The following is a 16995-nucleotide window of genomic DNA, read 5'->3' as shown; positions in this document are numbered from 1 at the left end:
GCCGATGGCCAGGGGGTCCGACTTGCACTCGGGCGGACTGTCGCACCTGGATGAGCGAGGAGCCGCGCACATGGTCGACGTGACGAACAAGTCGGCCACCCGGCGCACGGCCGTCGCTGCCGGCGCCTTACGCACCTCGACGGAGGTGGTGGCGCTGATCTCCACCGGGGGCCTACCCAAAGGTGACGCGCTGGCGACCGCACGGGTGGCGGGCATTATGGCGGCCAAGCGCACCAGCGACCTTGTTCCGCTGTGCCATCAGCTCGCGCTCACCGGTGTCGACGTCGACTTCACCGTCGGCGAGTCGGACGTCGAGATCACCGCAACGGTTCGCAGCACCGATCGAACGGGGGTCGAGATGGAGGCGCTGACCGCGGTGAGCGTGGCGGCTCTTACGCTCTACGACATGATCAAGGCGGTGGACCCGGCCGCCCGGATCGACGACATCCGCGTGCTCCGCAAAGAGGGCGGCCGTAGCGGAAGCTGGCAGCGGTGACCGGCGCGCGTTCTGCCCGGGTCATCATCGCGTCGACTCGCGCATCGTCGGGCGTCTATACCGATGAATGCGGGCCCATCATCACCGAATGGCTGGCGCAGCGCGGGTTTCCGCCCGTCGAGCCGGAGGTGGTCGCCGACGGGAACCCGGTCGGTGAGGCGCTGCACAACGCCGTCGAGGCGAGGGTCGACCTGATCATCACGTCCGGCGGCACCGGTATCTCGCCGACCGACACCACCCCGGAACAGACCGTGGCGGTGCTGGATTTCGTCATCCCCGGCTTGGCTGACGCGATCCGTCGCTCGGGCCTGCCGAAGGTTCCGACGTCGGTGTTGTCGCGCGGGGTGTGCGGCGTCGCGGGCCAATCGTTGATCGTCAACCTGCCGGGTTCACCCGGCGGGGTTCGCGACGGCCTCGGCGTGCTCGCCGACGTGGTGGATCATGCACTCGACCAACTCGCCGGCCAAGATCACCGGCGATGACGCAGGTCCTGCGCGCCTCGCTGACCGACCAACCGATCGATCTGGCCGAGCATGAGGGTCTGGTGAGCCATCACGCGGCCGGAGCGGTCGTCGGGTTCGTCGGAGTGGTCCGCAACCACGACGGCGGACGGGAGGTGGTGCGGCTGGAGTATTCGGCGCATCCGTCAGCCGCCCAGGTTCTGGCCGACGTGCTAGCCGAGGTCGCGAAGAACTCCACCGGGGTGCGCGCGGTGGCGGCCAGTCACCGGATCGGGGCCCTACAGGTGGGGGAGGCGGCCCTGGTGGCCGCCGTCGCCGCCGATCATCGACAGGCCGCGTTCGCCACCTGCGCGCAGCTGGTGGACTCCATCAAGCAGCGGTTACCGGTATGGAAGCACCAGTTCTTCGGCGATGGTTCCGAAGAATGGGTGGGCTCAGCCTGAACCGTTCCTCAGCCGATGACGGTCGGTTGCGCGAGCGCGTCCAGCGCGTCATTTCCGCTGACGTTTTGCCCCACAATCGCCTGCCACAGTTTCTTCGTGTAGGCGACGGTCTCGACCTGGTGGATTTCCACCGGTGCGTTGCCGGTCTCAGCCGGCGGGGGCGCGTCGGCCGGGTCGGAAAGTGGCAAGGCTGCGTCGACGACTGCCGGCGCTTCCGGGGCGGGCGCTACCGGGTCGGCCGGTGGGGTCAAATCGGCGGGGGCCGGCGGCAGGTCGGCCGGTGGGGTCGAGTCAGCGGGGGCCGGCGGCAGGTCGGCCGGGGCCGGGGGCAGGTCGGCCGGGGCGGGCGCCAGGTCGGCGGGTGCCGGGGGCAGGTCGGCCGGGGCGGGCGCCAGGTCGGCGGGTGCCGGGGGCAGGTCGGCGGGTGCGGGCGCCAGGTCGGCGGGTGCCGTCAGCTCGGCGGGTGCTTGGGGAGCCGGCAGCTCATTTCCGGCGAATTGCACCTCGGGTGCCGGGTCGGCCGGCGGCGCGACGTCCGCGGGGTGCGGGGCGTCGGCCAGCGGGGCCGGTTCGCCGCTGACATCCGGCGCATCGACAGGCGCGTCCATCGCGGCCGGAGCGGGGACGTCGCGGGGAGTGGCAGACGACAGCCCGTGACCGCATACCGGCCAGGCACCGCGGCCCTGGGTGGCCAGTACTCGCTCGGCGACGGCGATCTGCTGTTCCCGGGTGGCCAGTTGGGCCGACGGGGCGAACTCGCCGCCGCCGTGGGAGGCCCAGGTGCCCGGGGTGAACTGCACGCCGCCGTAGTAGCCGTTGCCGGTGTTGATCGCCCAGTTGCCGCCGGACTCGCAACGGGCTACCTGGTCCCATTCCCAATCGGTGGCTGCGCTGGCCTGACCGGCCATGGCGATGCCGCCGCCACCAAGCACGGCGCCGGTAAAGGCGATCTTGGCGACGCTGACACTTGATGTCGTGGGCTTACGGTGACGTCCACTCATACGCTCGGTGATTCCTCTCTGTACACGCCTGCGAGGTCAGCTGTCGGGTTCGGGTTGGTTCAAAACCAGAGAGGTCACCCGGCCAGCGTCGTACTCCGGTGAGACGACGTCGGCTTCACCCCAAGGGCCGTAAACCGGCCCCGGTCCGATCTCGGCGGACCTGGTGGGTCCCCCGCCTCCATCCGCGGTCGGAACCCCTCACCTACTGGATGGAGCTCGGCGCGTGGTAGGCGGGGTGGGCAAGTCAGTGGTTCGTTGACGAGCCTTCGGAGACGGTAGCGGTTTCAGCCGATCTCGTCACGTGTGAGGTGAGCCGGCGTTTTGCTCACAGAAGCCCGCCAAAAGCCCAGGAAGCGCGCCTATTTGCGCAGGTCATAACACCCGACACCATGTCGTGTCCGGCTTGTTATCGTTCCGTTACGTGAGATATCTCACAAGGGTCAGCCCCCGGCGAAAGGGGGGAGTACGTCAACCGTGTCGCCGGCGGATAACGGTGTGGTGTCGTCTCGGACGGCAATACCGTCGCGCAGATAGGAGCATCGGCCCAACACCGCTGCCAGTCCAGTGTTGCGTGCGGCCAGGCCGTCGACCAATTCGCCCACCGTGGCGCCGGGCCGCAACGTGATTGTTTCCGACTCGATACCGGCGGCCGCCCGGGCCGCCGCGAAGTAGCGGACGGTCACGTGAATCCCGATGGCATCTGCCGTCGAGTTCGCCATCGAGTTCGCCGTCGAGTTAGCCACCGATGGCGCTCATCGGACGGTCGGGCTGCACGAAATCGGGATCGTTGATGCCGTGGCCGGCTGGCTTGCGCCACATCGCGTTCCGCCATGCCCGCTCGATCGCGTCGTCATCGGCCCCGCCGCGCATCAAGCCGCGCAAGTCGGTCTCCTCGCCGGAGAACAGGCAGCTGCGGATCTGACCGTCGGTGGTAAGTCGGGTGCGGTCGCAAGTCGAGCAGAAGGCGTGCGAGACGGAGGCGATGACCCCGAACTTCCCGGTCGGCGTGTCCGGGCCCGAGTCGACCAGCCAAAGCTCGGCGGGTGCCGAACCTCGCGGCGTCGGGTCGGGCCGCAGCCGGAAATGCGGGCGCAGCGCCGCCAGCACGTCGTCGGCGCTCAGCGCGGCGTTACGGCGCCATTGGTGGCCCGCGTCGAGTGGCATCTGCTCGATGACTCGCAGTTGGTAGCCGTGCTCCAGGCAGAAGCGCAGCAGTGCGACGACATCCGTGCGGCCGGTGGCGGGGTCGAGCACGGCGTTCACCTTGACCGGCGTCAGGCCGGCATCCTTGGCGGCGGCCAGGCCGTCCAGCACGTCGGTGAGCCGGTCCCGACGGGTGATGGCCGCGAAATGGGCGCGGTCCACGCTGTCCAGAGACACGTTCACCCGGTCCAGGCCCGCGCCGGCCAGGGCAGCTGCCCGCCGCGCCAGTCCGACGCCGTTGGTGGTCAACGAGATCTCCGGACGAGGCCGCAGGCCGGCCGTTACGGCGACGACCTCTTCCAGGTGACGGGCCAACAGCGGCTCGCCGCCGGTAAACCGCACGCTGGTGATCCCGAGCCGGGTGACGGCGAGATGGATCAGCCTGCCCAGCTCTTCGGGTCGCAGCAATTGATTCCCGGGCAGCCAGTCCAGGCCCTGCGCCGGCATGCAATAGTTGCACCGCAGATTGCAGCGGTCGGTCAGGGAAACCCGCAGATCGGTGGCGACCCGGCCGAAGCTGTCCAGCAACGGGCCTTCCACTGGAGCGGCGTCCGGCGGGGCCGCTGACTCCGGCAACCGGCCACGCACCGTCGGAACGCCCAGCGCCGTCACCGTCATGCGGTCACGCGTTCGATTCGAGCCGGCGCACCGACGGGAACGATCTCTTTGCCCAACGGCACCAACGACACCGGGATCAGTTTGAGATTGGCCAGGGCCAGCGGAATACCGACGATCGTGGCGGCCATCGCCACCGCGCTGACCACATGCCCGATTGCCAGCCAGATACCGAACAGCAGCACCCAGATGACGTTACCCAGCAGTGCCCCGGTCCCGGCGCTCGGCTTGTCGACAATCGTCCTGCCGAACGGCCACAACGCGTACGACGCGATGCGCAGGGCCGCGAAGCCGAACGGAATGGTGACGATGAGCAGGAAACAGACCAATGCCGCGACCAGGTACCCGATGGCCAGCCACAGGCCACCGAACACCAGCCAGATAACGTTCAGGATCAGGCGCATATCTCCTCCAGCGGTAGTGACAGCCTACTCAGTACGGGTAAACACGGATGCTCGGCGGGCGACGATCCGAGTAGGATCTGAGATCGTCATTGCGTCCTGCGCATGCGGGGCGCTTCTTGGTGTGGAATGCCCAGCGATCCGTCAGACAAGCAGGTGAGAGCAGTGCCGACCGGCAAGGTGAAGTGGTACGACTCCGAAAAGGGGTTCGGCTTCCTGTCGCAGGAGGACGGCGAGGACGTCTACGTCCGTTCCTCGGCGTTGCCGGCGGGTGTCGAGGGACTCAAAGCGGGGCAACGCGTGGAGTTCGGGATCGCGTCCGGGCGGCGCGGACCGCAGGCGCTGAGCCTCAAGCTGATCGACCCGCCACCGAGCCTGGCTCGCACGCGCCGCGAGGCGGTCGAGCACAAACACAGTCCCGATGAACTGCACGGCATGGTCGAGGACATGATCACCTTGCTGGAGAGCACGGTGCAGCCTGAGCTGCGCAAGGGCCGCTACCCCGATCGCAAGACGGCTCGGCGGGTCTCCGAGGTGGTCAAGGCGGTGGCGCGGGAGTTGGACGCCTAACCGCGCCGGCACCCGATGCTGCCGACGCGGCCATCCGCCGTCGACGTCGCGCGGTGGCCCTGTTGCCACACCACTGGTCGGTCTGATCGGCCGGGCCAGCGATTTGTGCCCCGGGCTGGCGGCTGAACACGCTTAGCACGCAACGATTTTCGTGGTGAGTAGTCGTCCTGCGACCATGCCTGTGTCATGCCCGGCGCGCCTGCCGGCAGGCAGCGCAGCGTTCTGCCCGCCGGTCCGGCGGCCCCAGCAGTGGGCGGGCTGTGCTGGGCGATCGCCCAGCTTTTGTTGAGACCCGGAAGCGGTCATTTGGGCCGCGCCGCGTCGTACTATCGGGCAGGAACCGGGTAATCAACCCCCATGTCGGTTCATCAGCGAGGAGGCCGCGATGGCGCAGCAAGTGCAAGTCACCGAACAGCAGGCGAGAGCGCTTGCCGAAGAATCGCGCGAAAGTGGTTGGGATAAACCATCTTTCGCCAAGGAAATTTTCCTTGGCCGCTTCCCGCTCGAACTCATTCACCCGTTTCCGAAGCCGTCGGAAGCCGAGGAGGCTCGCATCGAGGCGTTCCTGGGCAAGCTGCGGGAATTCCTCACCACCGTCGACGGCAGCGTGATCGAGCGCGACGCCCAGATTCCCGACGAATACGTGAAGGGCTTGGCTGAACTCGGTTGCTTCGGCATGAAAATCCCGGCCGAGTATGGCGGATTGAACATGTCGCAGGTTGCCTACAACCGTGCGCTGATGATGGCCTCGACGGTGCATCCGAGCCTGGGCGCACTGCTGTCGGCGCACCAGTCGATTGGTGTGCCCGAGCCGTTGAAGCTTGCCGGAAGCCCGGAGCAGAAGCGGAAGTTCTTGCCGCGGTGCGCCGCTGGCGCCCTGTCGGCCTTCCTGCTCACCGAGCCCGACGTGGGCTCGGACCCGGCGCGGCTGGCCGCGACGGCCACACCGATCGATGACGGCAAGGCTTACGAACTCGAGGGCCTCAAACTGTGGACCACCAACGGAGTGGTTGCCGAACTGCTGGTCGTCATGGCGCGGGTCCCCAAGAGCGAGGGGCATCGGGGCGGCATCAGCGCTTTCGTCGTCGAGGCGGACTCACCCGGGATCACCGTGGAGCGGCGCAACAAGTTCATGGGACTGCGCGGTATCGAGAACGGCGTCACCAGGCTGCACCGCGTACGGGTTCCGGCCGAAAACCTGATCGGTCGGGAGGGGGACGGACTGAAGATCGCGCTGACCACACTGAACGCCGGACGGCTGGCGATACCGGCGATGGTGACCGGATCGTGCAAATGGTCGCTGAAGATCGCGCGTGAATGGTCTCGTGAGCGCGTGCAGTGGGGCAAACCGGTAGGCAAACACGAAGCGGTGGCCGGCAAGATCGCGTTCATCGCCGCCACCACTTACGCGCTGGATGCGGTGGTCGAGCTGTCTGGTCAGATGGCCGACGAGGGCCGCAACGACATCCGGATCGAGGCGGCCCTGGCCAAGCTGTGGTCCAGTGAGATGACCTGTCGGATTGCCGACGAGCTGTTGCAGATCCGGGGTGGGCGAGGGTACGAGACCGCCGAGTCGCTGGCCGCGCGAGGTGAGCGCGCGGCGCCGGTGGAGCAGTCGCTGCGGGACATGCGGATCAACCGCATCTTCGAGGGATCCAGCGAGATCATGCGGCTGCTTATCGCGCGGGAGGCGGTGGACGCGCACCTGACAGCTGCCGGTGATCTCGCCAAGCCCGAGACCGATCTGCGCCAGAAGGCCGCAGCTGCGGTCGGCGCGAGTGGGTTCTACGCAAAGTGGTTGCCGCAGCTGGTATTCGGCGAAGGGCAACGACCCACGGCGTATCAGGAGTTCGGCCCGCTGGCGTCGCATCTGCGATTCGTCGAACGCTCAACGCGCAAGCTGGCCCGCAACACCTTCTACGGGATGGCGCGCTGGCAGGCCCGGCTGGAGCAAAAGCAAGGGTTCCTCGGGCGCATCGTCGATATCGGTGCAGAGCTGTTCGCCATGTCCGCGGCGTGCGTTCGGGCCGAGGCTCAGCGGGTTGCTGATCCGGTCGTCGGTCATCAGGCATACGAACTGGCCGAAATATTCTGTGAGCAAGCGACCCTCCGCGTCGAAGCGCTGTTCCACGCGTTGTGGGCCAACACCGACAGCAGCGACGTTCGCCTGACCAACGATGTGCTGGACGGCCGCTACACCTGGCTGGAGGAAGGGATCATCGATCAGTCGGAGGGCAGCGGACCGTGGATCGCTCCCTGGGAACCGGGTCCGTCCACCGAAACCGATGTGGCGCGGCGAATTTCGACGGTGTCCTCGCCCGGGCCGGTTGGGCGGACGCAAAGCGCGTGAGTTCCGCTGAGAAGCTCAGCATCGAATAGGCTCCAGCTCGGCCTGGAAACGACGATAACGTTCGGCGCGGCCCGGCCGGCGTCGGACGACCAGCCAACCGGCCGTAAGGAGCATGAGCCACAACGGGAACCACGCCAATGCGACCAATGTTTGGGTATTTGTGGTGAGCGTCCAGATGACGAATGCGAAGAAGGCGAGTACCGCCCAACACATGAATACGCCACCGGGAACCTTGTAGTTCGACGTCGCATGACGCTGTGGGTGCCGGCGCCGATAGGCAAGGTAGCTGAGGATGATCATCGCCCAGACGAACATGAACAGCAACGACGAGAGGGTCGTGACGAGGGTGAAGGCGCCGATCACTGAACCGCCGGCATAGAGCAGTGGGATGGCGGTGAGCAGTAACACCGCGGTCAGCATTAGAGCCGGGGCCGGTACGCCGCCGCGATTGAGTTTGCCGAAAAGCGCCGGGGCGCTGCCCTCCTCGGCCAGTCCGAACAGCATTCGTCCGGTGGAGAAGACCCCGGAGTTCGCTGACGAGGTTGCTGACGTGGCAACGACGAAGTTGACAACCGATGCCGCCGCGGCAACTCCGGCCAGGGAGAACATCATCACGAAGGGGGACTCGCCGCTGTTGACCTGCCGCCAGGGAACGATCGCCAGGATTGCCACCAGCGCGCCGATGTAAAAGATGGCTACCCGCAGCGGTACGGCATTGATCGCACGGGGCAGGGTGCGTGTTGGGTCGGCTGTCTCGCCGGCAGCGGCACCGACGAGTTCCACTCCGATGTAGGCAAAGAACGCTATCTGGAAGCCACTGGCCAGACCCATAAAGCCGGTGGCGAAGAACCCGCCGTCATTCCAGAGGTTGGCAATCCCGGCCCGGGCACCGTGCGGAGAAACGTAGTGTGTGGCCCCCAGGATCACCGCGACGACAATCAGGCAGCCAATCGCTACCACCTTGATCAACGCGAACCAGAACTCCATCTCCCCGAAACTGCTGACGCTGAACAAATTACAACCCAAGATCAGTGAGACCGTAATGACAACCGGTACCCACGCTGGTATCTCTGGCCACCAGAATTTCGAGTATCCGGTAATCGCCACCAGGTCGGCGATGCCGGTGACGATCCAGGCGAACCAGTACGACCAACCCACGACGAACCCCGCCGCCGGCCCCAACAGGTCGGCCGCGCAATCGACAAACGACTTGTAGTTCAAGTTGGAAAGGAGCAATTCTCCCATCGCCCGCAGAACGAAAAACACGAAGAACCCGATGATCCCGTAGACGACCACAACCGCCGGACCGGCCACCGAGATTGTTCGCCCGGACCCCATGAACAGACCGGTGCCGATGGCGCCGCCGATCGCGATCAACTGGACATGCCGGTTGGCAAGACCTCGGTGCAGCTGTGCGACGTCGGCGTCGGCGTCGGCGTCGGCGTCGGCGACAGGGTCCGTGATGTGTGAACTCTTCGGCACCGGAGTTGTTTTCGTCATCGCGCTAACCCGCAAACGGTGGTCGCACCATCACTTTGGGACGAAAACCGTATCGGGGAGCGCTGCCTGCCCCGCTGACTCCGGGGCCGGCCAGCGGCATGCCGCCCAGCATGTTGCTGCTTTCCGAAGCGGCCTCCGGCAAGGCGATATTGCTGACCAAGGGCGCGGATACCGAACCTACCGACGGACCTGGTACCGGGCCGGTCGCCGACCAACTGGGCGGTACCGATAACTTGCCGACGGCCGGCGCATTACCCATACCCGCGGCTATCGGTGCACCGCGGCCCAGCGTCCCCGCGGCAGCGTCCGCGGCCCCGCCCGCGGACGCTGCCGCCGCGCCGACCTCCGGGCCGATCGCTCCGACGGCTCTTGCCGTCGACGCAAGGCTGTTGGTGATGCCGATCCCGAAATAGGGCAGGCCTGTGACGTTGTACCAGGTACCGGTCAAAGGAGAAATCAGGTTCAAGAAATCCTCTAGCCACACCACCCAGGAGGGGGGCGTGGGGGTCGCTCCGGCGGAAGCCAACAGGGACGATAGTGGCGTAGCCAGATCAAGTAAGGCGTTGGGTGCCTGAGAAACCAACTTGGACAGCAGGTTCTGCGTCGTTCCGGCAGCGGTGCCGGCGGCATTCGCGGCGGCGGCGCCTTGCAAGGCGGACGCGGACGGGCTGGTGGTCTGCGTCGGCGACGTGAACGGCGTGAGTCGGGTGGCATTCGCCGAAGCGGCGGCATAGACATACATTGCCGTCGCATCCTGAGTCCACATGTCGCCGTACTCCGCTTCAAGAAGCGCGATCCGCGCGGTGTTTTGGCCGAAGACGTTGGTCGAGCTGAGCGAGGCCACCTGGACGCGATTGGCCGCAACCAGAGGTGGGGGAACGACAGCCGCTACCGCGGCCTCGTAAGCGGCGACCACCATGCGCGCCTGGGCGGCAGCTTGCTCGGCTTGTGCTGCGGTGGCTCGCATCCACGCCACATACGGTTGGACCGCATCGGCCATGGACGTCGCCGCCGGGCCGATCCAGTCCTCGCTCTGCAGTCTGGTCACTACGGTCTCGTAATCGTCTGCGGTAGAGGTTAATTCGGCAGCCAATCCGCTCCATGCCGACGCGGCGGCCAACATCGGCGCCGAACCCGGGCCGGAATACATACGGATTGAGGTGACCTCCGGCGGTAGAACGCCAAAATCAATCATTGCTCTGAACCCCTTATGTCGTTGCGATCGCTGTGGTGAATGAACTGTCCTCGAGCGCAGGCGCTTTCATGGATGGCGCGGAGATGGAGCCTGCGATGTGTGTCGTCCCGCTAGCCGATGGCCTTCGGGCTGATCACCGTAATGCGTGATCCTTGTTGACGTTTGACGAAGTGCGAATCTTCGCCCATGCCACCTACCCGCATGTTGGGAATCAGGCCGGTGGGCCCACTTCGCGGCACGGCGTCGTTGACAACCATTGGTGTGGCCCGCGAGGGTCCAACGTGTGGTGCTGACGCCGATGTAGCCCAGCTGGGCGGCGCCGACATCACCCCGATCTTGCCGGCTTGGCCAACGTTTGCCGACACTTGCGCGGTGCCGAGGCTGGCTAGCCCAGGGCCGGCCGGGTGCCCGTTGACACCGGCTGATGCTGCCGCAACACCGGTCGCTGCTTGAGCGGGTGCCCAGGCCAGCGACTGAATGAGCTGCAGGACATTCAATTCGTAGCCTTGGGTGTCGTAGATCAGGGCCCCATACATGTATTCCAGGTTCAGCAGCTGGTCCCACACCGGGATCGGGATACTCTTGAGGAAGTCCCAGATTCTGATGTACCAGGGCGGCGACGACGAAATATGTTGCAGCGCCTGTGTTGCAGTGGCAAGCTCGATCAATTTCGACGCCATTTTCGATGTTGCAGACGCACCGCTCCCAGCCTGCGTCGAGGCGGCGTGTGCGACCGCAGCCGCTTGCCGGGCCAAACCGTCGGAGTTGGCCGTTCGGGGCGGCGCGGTGAATGGGGGCAGCAGCGAGGCGCTCGCGCAGGAGGCGGCGTAACCGTACATCGCGGCGGCATCTTGAGCCCACATCTCGGCGTAGTGAAACTCGGTGGATTCGATCGCCGGCGTGTTCTGGCCGAAGAAATTCGTCGCAATCAGCGTCAGCAGCAAGCTCCGGTTGGCCGCGACGACGGGTGGGGGCACGGTCATGGCGTGGGCTGTTTCAAAGGCTGCGGCAGCTACCCTCGCCTGTATTCCGCTCAGCTCTGCGTTCCGGGCGGCCGCGGCGATCCAGGCTTGATACGGCGCGATTGTGGCCGCCATGGCCATCGATGCCGGCCCCAGCCACTGCGAGCTGGTCAGGTCCGAAATCACGGACGCGTAGGCAGTGGCCGCCGAGGTCAACTCTGCGGCCAGCGCGTCCCACGCTGTCGCCGCGGCGATCAACGTCCCCGATCCCGGTCCGCTGTAGATCCGAGCCGAGTTGATCTCGGGGGGTATGGCGCCAAAATCGACGGTCACCACCTGACATCGGGCAAGCAGCTGCGGCACGACGGCGTGGTTGCCACCGACGCCATCCGCGCTGGCCGCGGCCGCGGACACATCGGCTACGCGGGGAGCAAGGTGAGCCACCAAAGTCGCGCCGAGGGCGGGGACGGAGTCTTCGTCCACCGGAACGCAAGAAGTCATCTAGCCTCACCAGGTGTATGGGTCGGCTGCGTGGCGCCGTTGCCGGAGCAGGCCGAACGTTGCATAGAACAATAGTTCGTGAATGCATAACTATCTTGTTAGAATAATTTCTTACAAATGTTTTCGTCGTGTTACTTCTTGTGCCGTCCTGCCCAGCGGGAGAGGGCACACGACGGCATCAGACGGCTGCGAGGTCCAGCCCAGCCAACGGTCGGCCGTCAGGTGTCGAGTGCATCGCCAGTGTGTCCGCCAAGGCATCATGGTTACCATGGCGGCTTACGTTGCGGAAAAGGGCGAGTTCACCCGTGACGCCAACTACATCACCACCCGCATCACTGCGGACGGTCGCGATGGTTATCCGGTGGAGCCGGGCCGCTATCGGCTTGTCGTGGCCCGGGCCTGTCCCTGGGCCAACCGTACGATCATCGTGCGGCGGTTACTTGGCCTGGAGCCCGTTCTGTCTATTGGCTTTTGCGGTCCCACTCACGACGAGCGCAGTTGGACGTTCGACCTCGATCCTGGGGGCGTCGACCCGGTACTCAATATCCCACGTCTGCAAGACGCGTACTTCAAGCGATTCCCCAACTACCCCAAGGGCATCACTGTTCCGGCGATCGTCGACGTGGCGAGCGGGGCGGTAGTCACCAACGATTTCGCGCAAATCACCGTGGACTTTTCCACGGAGTGGACCGCATACCACCGCAAAGGTGCGCCGCAGTTGTACCCCGAGGCATTGCGGGACCAGATCGACGAGGTGAGCAAGAGGGTCTACACCGAAATCAACAACGGCGTGTACCGCTGCGGCTTCGCCGGTTCGCAGCAGGCTTACGACGCCGCCTACGACCGGCTCTTCACCGCGCTGGATTGGGTCAGCGATCGCCTGGCGGTGCAGCGATACCTGGTAGGAGACACCATCACCGAGGCCGACGTGCGGCTTTTCACCACGCTGGTCCGCTTCGACCCGGTTTACCACGGGCATTTCAAGTGCAACCGGTGCACGTTGAGCGAGATGTCGGTGTTATGGGCGTACGCCCGCGACCTTTTCCAGACACCCGGTTTCGGCGATACCGTTGACTTCACTCAGATTAAGCAGCACTACTACATCGTGCATGCCGACATCAATCCCACCCGCATTGTGCCTAAGGGGCCTGAGCTAGCCGGATGGCTCACGCCACATGGTCGGGAAGCCTTGGGCGGCAGACCTTTCGGTGACGGCACACCACCAGGCCCGCCGGTCCGGGGGGAGCGCGTGCCGGCGGGTCATGGGGCATAGGGTTTCTCCTCTGCCGCGTGGCTGATTGCGCTCATAGATGAGTCAAGAGCCGTTCGGCGAACGCCTCGGGATGTTCCCTGTGCATGAAGTGACCGCCGCGGACCTCCTCAACGATGTACTCGTTGCCGAACATGTGTGCAGCGCGTCGGTCTAGTCCGGCGAAGACCACCGTGGGCACTGCGATCCCCGTCTTCAGCCATGCGGGGAGTCGTGGCGAGAGTTTTCGGTAGTACCCGAACGCTGCATTCAAGCTCTCCGGGTGGGAAAAGCTCGCGCGGACGGCGTTGGATTCCTCGTACTTTGGGACCCAAGTTGGCGCCCACCGCCGATAGACAGCGGGCAGCGCCGCAAAGTCGTTACGCGCGAAGCGCTTCGGCGCACTTGGCAACTTGTATGCCACGACGTGGCGGACGTTCCAAATTTTTCTCGGCGACGGTTTCAGCGCCGCTGGGTGCGGAATGCCGATCACGATCAGCTTCTTCACCCGCTGCGGGCTGAGTGCTGCCGCGCCGTATGCGGCCGAGGCGCCCCAATCGTGGCCGATAATGACGGACTCACCCGCACCGAGCGCTTCCACCAGCGCAAGCGCATCACGCGCCAAGGTCTCTTGGTCGGTGTCGCGATCCGGGATGGCACTTGGGTAATACCCGCGCATGAACGGAGCCACCTGCGCGGTATCCCCTAGATGCGATCCGCGGGCGAAAATCATCCCACGTGTGTGCTGTGACCGGGAGCCCGTGAAGCAGTAGCACTAGAGGCCCGGAGCCGTCCTCCAGGTAAACGAACGTCAGGCCGTTCGCATCGACGAACTTGACCGCATCAGCAGCCACAGCTTGGCGACATTACGCGACATGAAGATCCGATGAAGGCAAATCAAGCGGTTATGCCGGGCCACTTCTGGTGGACGTCCGCCAGGCGGCCGTCTCCGCCGAGAAGCGCGCCGTCGACGGCGGCAGGCCTGAATCGACAAGCCCTGCGCCGCCGGGACGGCCGTAGCGTTGAGTTGGCCCGCCGCCGCGCCCCCAGCGCGTGGCCATGGCCCGCAGACCAGCGGTATCGACACGCAGGAGCTCCGGCATTGCGGCGGTGTAGGAATCCTCTTCGTTGCCCGCACTTCGGCGCTACGACCAGGCGCACCGACCATTCAGTCCGCGGCGTCACCTTTGAGCTTGTGGGCTTGCCGTTCTCCGGCGGGCGTGAGGCCCAGCCATATCGTGAATTCCCACAGATCAGGCTCATCGTATTTGCTGACAAACAGGTTGGAGACGCGCTCCATAGCAGCGTCCACCGAGAGGTCCCACCCTGCGAACCTTTCGCCCGGGTAGGGCAGGTCCCCAATTTGCATGAGCCCGTCTTCCAAGAGCGATCGGATGGTCCGCAGGGCGAACTGTTGTCGGGCGGGAATTGTGGTAGCGAGGTTGTCGCGGATGATGGCCGATTCGATCTGAGCCAGCGGCACCAGATCGTACAGCGCACTGATCAGCAGTTCCGCCTGCAGCCGGTCTTGCGCCGTTTCAATTGGCTGGGTCTCCGGCCGTCTATTCTCGTCGGGTCGAGTCATAATTCTCCGTCTTTGTGGGTGTGCTTGGGCTTTCGCTGGTCGGTGACCGGTCGGAGTCAACGTCAGGGCGTCATCCGGGGTTGAATTCGTCGAGGTCGGGTAATTCGTCCTTGCCCAGCACCGGGGGCCCGTGGTGGCTGTGGGGCGGGTGAACAGGGTGTGGGACGGATTCCGGCGGTACCGGGCCGATCCCGACCAGTGGCGGTGCGCGTTCGGGCGTCGGCGCGGCGGGTGGGCGTGTCACGGCTGGGGGCTCGACGGGCGCTTGGACCGCTGGCGCCTCGGGTGGCGCTGGCCTGGCAGGTGCGGGAATGTCTGGCACGCCCCCTTGCGGGTTGATATGCACCTTTGTGTAGTCACCTTTGCTGGGGAACCGGACATCAAGGACGGGCTTTCCGGTCGACTCGGCAGCCCAGCGTTGCCCAATCGTTGTGCCGTCCGGAAGTCGATATCGGGTGCCTTTGCTGGGATCGCCTAGCCGTTCGGGATTTCTACCCCGTTCTGTTGGGCCCACCTCCATAGGTTCTGAAGGTCTTCTGGTGAGCGGATCTCCCTGACATCAGGAGAATTACCGACGGGCAATTTGTCCAGCACCTTGCGGATATCGTCGGCGCTCGGACCGGTGGCAGGTTCCGGGGGCGGCGCCGGCGTCGGGTCCTGTTTCCAGGTGCGGTTGTCGACGGCCTGGATGCGGTTGCCCTGTGCCGGTGCGGCGGGGACAGGCATTGGCGGGACGGCGTGTCGGATGCCGGCCACGGCGGCGGTGACTTTGGCGGCGACTTGCTGATCGAGCCCGACCAGCTGGACGGCTCGTTGGCGGATGTCGCCGGCGAAGGCTTGTGCCTGGGCTTGCCGGGTGGCACGCTGCGCGGCCGACCCACCACTGCTTCGATCTGTGACCGACATGTCCTCGCCGACATCGAACCCCGCCGCGCGGGCATCCTGGACCGCGTAGCGCACCCGCGAGCGTGCCGCATACAGATCCGAGGCTCCGCTGCGGGCCACTTTGGCCGCCTCATGCGACTGGTCGGCCACCGCGCTGGTCGTCAGCATGTCGGAATGCGTCTCGGTGCGCAGCGTGTCCGCTGCCGCGCCTCGCCAATCCACCGCTAGCGTGTCTCGCCAGACCTGGTTGGCCATCCCGTAGCAGCGTCCGGCGACAGCCTCCCAGTGGTCAGCGGCCTCGGTGAGGTGCTCGGTGGGCCAGGCCAACTGCTGCGAAAGGGTGGGAAACGCCGCAACCACTGACATGTGCTAGGCGCGGATCACCGTACTGGCCACGGCGGCCAGCATGTTCGCCGAATCCGTCTCGTTGGCAACGTAGCGAGTATCAGCGTCGGCGACGTGGGCGGCCCGGGCGATCACCCGTGCGGCGAGCGCCGCCGAGAACGCCGTGACATCGGCGTGGGCGCCGTCGACCGCGACCGCGCTGGCTTGACCCGACAGACCCAGCCCCGTCGGGGCCGCTGTCGCGTTCAGTTCGCCCGCTGCGGCGCCCCAGCGGGTGGCCATGGTCTGCAGACCACCGCTATCGACACGCAGATTCTGCTGCATGGCGGCAGTGTAGGAACCCTCTTCGTTGCCCGCACTTCGGCGCTACGACCAGGCGCACCGACCATTCAGTCCGCGGCGTCACCTTTGAGCTTGTGGGCTTGCCGTTCTCCGGCGGGCGTGAGGCCCAGCCATATCGTGAGGTCCCACAATGCGCGCTCGTCATAGTGGCGGACGAAGAGGTCGTGGACGCGCTGCATGGCGGCGTCGATCGAGAGGTCCCAGCCTGCGAATTTTTCGCCCGGGTAGGGCAGGTCCCCAATCTGCATGAGCCCGTCTTCCAAGAGCGATCGGATGGTCCGCAGGGCGAACTGTTGTCGGGCGGGAATTGTGGTAGCGAGGTTGTCGCGGATGATCACGGATTCCACCTCCGCCAGCGGCACCAGATCGTACAGCGCACTGATCAGCAGTTCCGCCCGCAGCCGGTCTTGCGCCGTTTCAATTGGCCGGGTCTCCGGCCGTCTATTCTCGTCGGGTCGAGTCATAATTCTCCGTCTTTGTGGGTGTGCTTGGGCTTTCGCTGGTCGGTGACCGGTCGGAGTCAACGTCAGGGCGTCATCCGGGGTTGAATTCGTCGAGGTCGGGTAATTCGTCCTTGCCCAGCACCGGGGGCCCGTGGTGGCTGTGGGGCGGGTGAACAGGGTGTGGGACGGATTCCGGCGGTACCGGGCCGATACCGACCAGTGGCGGTGCGCGTTCGGGCGTCGGCGCGGCGGGTGGGCGTGTCACGGCTGGGGGCTCGACGGGCGCTTGGACCGCTGGCGCCTCGGGTGGCGCTGGCCTGGCAGGTGCGGGAATGTCTGGCACGCCCCCTTGCGGGTTGATATGCACCTTTGTGTAGTCACCTTTGCTGGGGAACCGGACATCAAGGACGGGCTTTCCGGTCGACTCGGCAGCCCAGCGTTGCCCAAT

General features: G+C 65.8%; 20 protein-coding genes and 1 riboswitch. Of the genes, 6 read left to right on the top strand and 14 right to left on the bottom strand.

The window, feature by feature from the left end:
* Positions 1 to 4: 4 nt before the first annotated feature.
* Genes moaC through EET10_RS23370 form a run of 3 tightly spaced genes read left to right on the top strand, consistent with a single transcriptional unit; the run spans position 5 to position 1400 of the window.
* A complete protein-coding gene (gene moaC, locus EET10_RS23380) occupies positions 5 to 496 on the top strand; it encodes a cyclic pyranopterin monophosphate synthase MoaC (protein ID WP_036393679.1) in 492 nt (163 codons plus the stop codon).
* Entirely contained in the window at positions 493 to 978 is a 486-nt protein-coding gene (locus tag EET10_RS23375; protein WP_063468098.1) for a MogA/MoaB family molybdenum cofactor biosynthesis protein, read from the top strand. The genes moaC and EET10_RS23375 overlap by 4 nt, the downstream gene beginning before the upstream one ends.
* Positions 975 to 1400, top strand: a complete 426-nt coding sequence (locus EET10_RS23370; RefSeq protein ID WP_036393674.1) for a molybdenum cofactor biosynthesis protein MoaE — start codon at positions 975 to 977, stop codon at positions 1398 to 1400. The genes EET10_RS23375 and EET10_RS23370 overlap by 4 nt, the downstream gene beginning before the upstream one ends.
* A gap of 8 nt (positions 1401 to 1408) precedes the next feature.
* Here the strand turns inward: EET10_RS23370 and EET10_RS23365 are convergent, their stop codons facing one another.
* The 4 genes from EET10_RS23365 to EET10_RS23350 form a co-directional block, all read right to left on the bottom strand.
* On the bottom strand, positions 1409 to 2401 hold the full coding sequence (locus tag EET10_RS23365; RefSeq protein WP_122502539.1) for a transglycosylase family protein: 993 nt from the start codon (positions 2399 to 2401) through the stop codon (positions 1409 to 1411).
* A 9-nt stretch (positions 2402 to 2410) separates the two neighbouring features.
* Positions 2411 to 2633, bottom strand: a riboswitch (cyclic di-AMP (ydaO/yuaA leader).
* Between the two features lie 208 nt (positions 2634 to 2841).
* Positions 2842 to 3120 carry a MoaD/ThiS family protein gene (locus tag EET10_RS23360; RefSeq protein ID WP_036393671.1) on the bottom strand — a complete coding sequence of 93 codons (279 nt, stop codon included), beginning with the start codon at positions 3118 to 3120 and terminating at the stop codon, positions 2842 to 2844.
* A 16-nt stretch (positions 3121 to 3136) separates the two neighbouring features.
* On the bottom strand, positions 3137 to 4222 hold the full coding sequence (moaA, locus tag EET10_RS23355) for a GTP 3',8-cyclase MoaA (RefSeq protein WP_036393668.1): 1086 nt from the start codon (positions 4220 to 4222) through the stop codon (positions 3137 to 3139).
* Positions 4219 to 4623: a YccF domain-containing protein gene (locus EET10_RS23350; RefSeq protein ID WP_036393664.1), complete on the bottom strand. Its 405-nt coding sequence runs from the start codon at positions 4621 to 4623 to the stop codon at positions 4219 to 4221. The genes moaA and EET10_RS23350 overlap by 4 nt, the downstream gene beginning before the upstream one ends.
* 162 nt (positions 4624 to 4785) lie before the next feature.
* Between EET10_RS23350 and EET10_RS23345 the strand changes: the two genes are divergently transcribed.
* Both EET10_RS23345 and EET10_RS23340 read left to right on the top strand, forming a co-directional pair.
* Positions 4786 to 5190 carry a cold-shock protein gene (locus tag EET10_RS23345; protein ID WP_036393661.1) on the top strand — a complete coding sequence of 135 codons (405 nt, stop codon included), beginning with the start codon at positions 4786 to 4788 and terminating at the stop codon, positions 5188 to 5190.
* 385 nt (positions 5191 to 5575) lie between these two features.
* Positions 5576 to 7540: an acyl-CoA dehydrogenase family protein gene (locus tag EET10_RS23340; RefSeq protein ID WP_036393658.1), complete on the top strand. Its 1965-nt coding sequence runs from the start codon at positions 5576 to 5578 to the stop codon at positions 7538 to 7540.
* 15 nt (positions 7541 to 7555) lie between these two features.
* Here the strand turns inward: EET10_RS23340 and EET10_RS23335 are convergent, their stop codons facing one another.
* The 3 genes from EET10_RS23335 to EET10_RS31800 all read right to left on the bottom strand — a co-directional run bounded on the left by EET10_RS23335 (position 7556) and on the right by EET10_RS31800 (position 11698).
* Positions 7556 to 9040, bottom strand: coding sequence for an amino acid permease (locus tag EET10_RS23335; RefSeq protein ID WP_122502538.1), 1485 nt, complete (start codon positions 9038 to 9040; stop codon positions 7556 to 7558).
* A gap of 4 nt (positions 9041 to 9044) precedes the next feature.
* Positions 9045 to 10232, bottom strand: a complete 1188-nt coding sequence (locus tag EET10_RS23330) for a PPE family protein (RefSeq protein ID WP_036393923.1) — start codon at positions 10230 to 10232, stop codon at positions 9045 to 9047.
* A 113-nt stretch (positions 10233 to 10345) separates the two neighbouring features.
* On the bottom strand, positions 10346 to 11698 hold the full coding sequence (locus tag EET10_RS31800; protein WP_081260767.1) for a PPE family protein: 1353 nt from the start codon (positions 11696 to 11698) through the stop codon (positions 10346 to 10348).
* Between the two features lie 268 nt (positions 11699 to 11966).
* Here EET10_RS31800 and EET10_RS23320 point away from each other — a divergent pair, with 268 nt between their 5' ends.
* The gene (locus tag EET10_RS23320) at positions 11967 to 12971 is read left to right on the top strand and encodes a glutathione S-transferase family protein (protein WP_036393654.1); all 1005 of its coding nucleotides are present in this window, start codon (positions 11967 to 11969) and stop codon (positions 12969 to 12971) included.
* A 31-nt stretch (positions 12972 to 13002) separates the two neighbouring features.
* Here EET10_RS23320 and EET10_RS23315 read toward each other — a convergent pair whose 3' ends face one another.
* The 7 genes from EET10_RS23315 to EET10_RS29765 form a co-directional block, all read right to left on the bottom strand.
* Positions 13003 to 13680, bottom strand: a complete 678-nt coding sequence (locus EET10_RS23315; protein ID WP_063468193.1) for an alpha/beta fold hydrolase — start codon at positions 13678 to 13680, stop codon at positions 13003 to 13005.
* Between the two features lie 435 nt (positions 13681 to 14115).
* Complete coding sequence (locus EET10_RS23310) at positions 14116 to 14532, bottom strand: hypothetical protein (RefSeq protein WP_122502537.1); 417 nt, start codon at positions 14530 to 14532, stop codon at positions 14116 to 14118.
* Positions 14533 to 14602: 70 nt separating this feature from the next.
* Positions 14603 to 14776, bottom strand: coding sequence for a hypothetical protein (locus EET10_RS29770; RefSeq protein WP_167480098.1), 174 nt, complete (start codon positions 14774 to 14776; stop codon positions 14603 to 14605).
* A 230-nt stretch (positions 14777 to 15006) separates the two neighbouring features.
* A complete protein-coding gene (locus EET10_RS23305; RefSeq protein ID WP_122502536.1) occupies positions 15007 to 15783 on the bottom strand; it encodes a hypothetical protein in 777 nt (258 codons plus the stop codon).
* A 3-nt stretch (positions 15784 to 15786) separates the two neighbouring features.
* Positions 15787 to 16086, bottom strand: coding sequence for a hypothetical protein (locus EET10_RS23300; RefSeq protein WP_036393642.1), 300 nt, complete (start codon positions 16084 to 16086; stop codon positions 15787 to 15789).
* Between the two features lie 65 nt (positions 16087 to 16151).
* Entirely contained in the window at positions 16152 to 16568 is a 417-nt protein-coding gene (locus tag EET10_RS23295; RefSeq protein WP_036393645.1) for a hypothetical protein, read from the bottom strand.
* Between the two features lie 70 nt (positions 16569 to 16638).
* Positions 16639 to 16812: a hypothetical protein gene (locus tag EET10_RS29765; protein WP_167480098.1), complete on the bottom strand. Its 174-nt coding sequence runs from the start codon at positions 16810 to 16812 to the stop codon at positions 16639 to 16641.
* Between the last annotated feature and the right edge of the window lie 183 nt (positions 16813 to 16995).

Source organism: Mycobacterium pseudokansasii (assembly GCF_900566075.1).
GTDB lineage: Bacteria > Actinomycetota > Actinomycetes > Mycobacteriales > Mycobacteriaceae > Mycobacterium > Mycobacterium pseudokansasii.
Note: the sequence above shows the minus strand (reverse complement) of the source record. Positions and strands in the feature narration are given on the sequence as shown.

Coding starts and splice junctions, on each gene's coding strand:
- EET10_RS23305 (WP_122502536.1), bottom strand. CDS start 15,783: ATGTCAGTGGTTGCGGCGTTTCCCACCCTTTCGCAGCAGTTGGCCTGG.
- EET10_RS23360 (WP_036393671.1), bottom strand. CDS start 3,120: ATGGCGAACTCGACGGCAGATGCCATCGGGATTCACGTGACCGTCCGC.
- EET10_RS23365 (WP_122502539.1), bottom strand. CDS start 2,401: ATGAGTGGACGTCACCGTAAGCCCACGACATCAAGTGTCAGCGTCGCC.
- EET10_RS23310 (WP_122502537.1), bottom strand. CDS start 14,532: ATGACTCGACCCGACGAGAATAGACGGCCGGAGACCCAGCCAATTGAA.
- EET10_RS23370 (WP_036393674.1), top strand. CDS start 975: ATGACGCAGGTCCTGCGCGCCTCGCTGACCGACCAACCGATCGATCTG.
- EET10_RS23350 (WP_036393664.1), bottom strand. CDS start 4,623: ATGCGCCTGATCCTGAACGTTATCTGGCTGGTGTTCGGTGGCCTGTGG.
- moaA (WP_036393668.1), bottom strand. CDS start 4,222: ATGACGGTGACGGCGCTGGGCGTTCCGACGGTGCGTGGCCGGTTGCCG.
- EET10_RS23315 (WP_063468193.1), bottom strand. CDS start 13,680: ATGATTTTCGCCCGCGGATCGCATCTAGGGGATACCGCGCAGGTGGCT.
- EET10_RS23295 (WP_036393645.1), bottom strand. CDS start 16,568: ATGACTCGACCCGACGAGAATAGACGGCCGGAGACCCGGCCAATTGAA.
- EET10_RS23320 (WP_036393654.1), top strand. CDS start 11,967: ATGGCGGCTTACGTTGCGGAAAAGGGCGAGTTCACCCGTGACGCCAAC.
- EET10_RS23300 (WP_036393642.1), bottom strand. CDS start 16,086: ATGCAGCAGAATCTGCGTGTCGATAGCGGTGGTCTGCAGACCATGGCC.
- moaC (WP_036393679.1), top strand. CDS start 5: ATGGCCAGGGGGTCCGACTTGCACTCGGGCGGACTGTCGCACCTGGAT.
- EET10_RS23340 (WP_036393658.1), top strand. CDS start 5,576: ATGGCGCAGCAAGTGCAAGTCACCGAACAGCAGGCGAGAGCGCTTGCC.
- EET10_RS31800 (WP_081260767.1), bottom strand. CDS start 11,698: ATGACTTCTTGCGTTCCGGTGGACGAAGACTCCGTCCCCGCCCTCGGC.
- EET10_RS23335 (WP_122502538.1), bottom strand. CDS start 9,040: ATGACGAAAACAACTCCGGTGCCGAAGAGTTCACACATCACGGACCCT.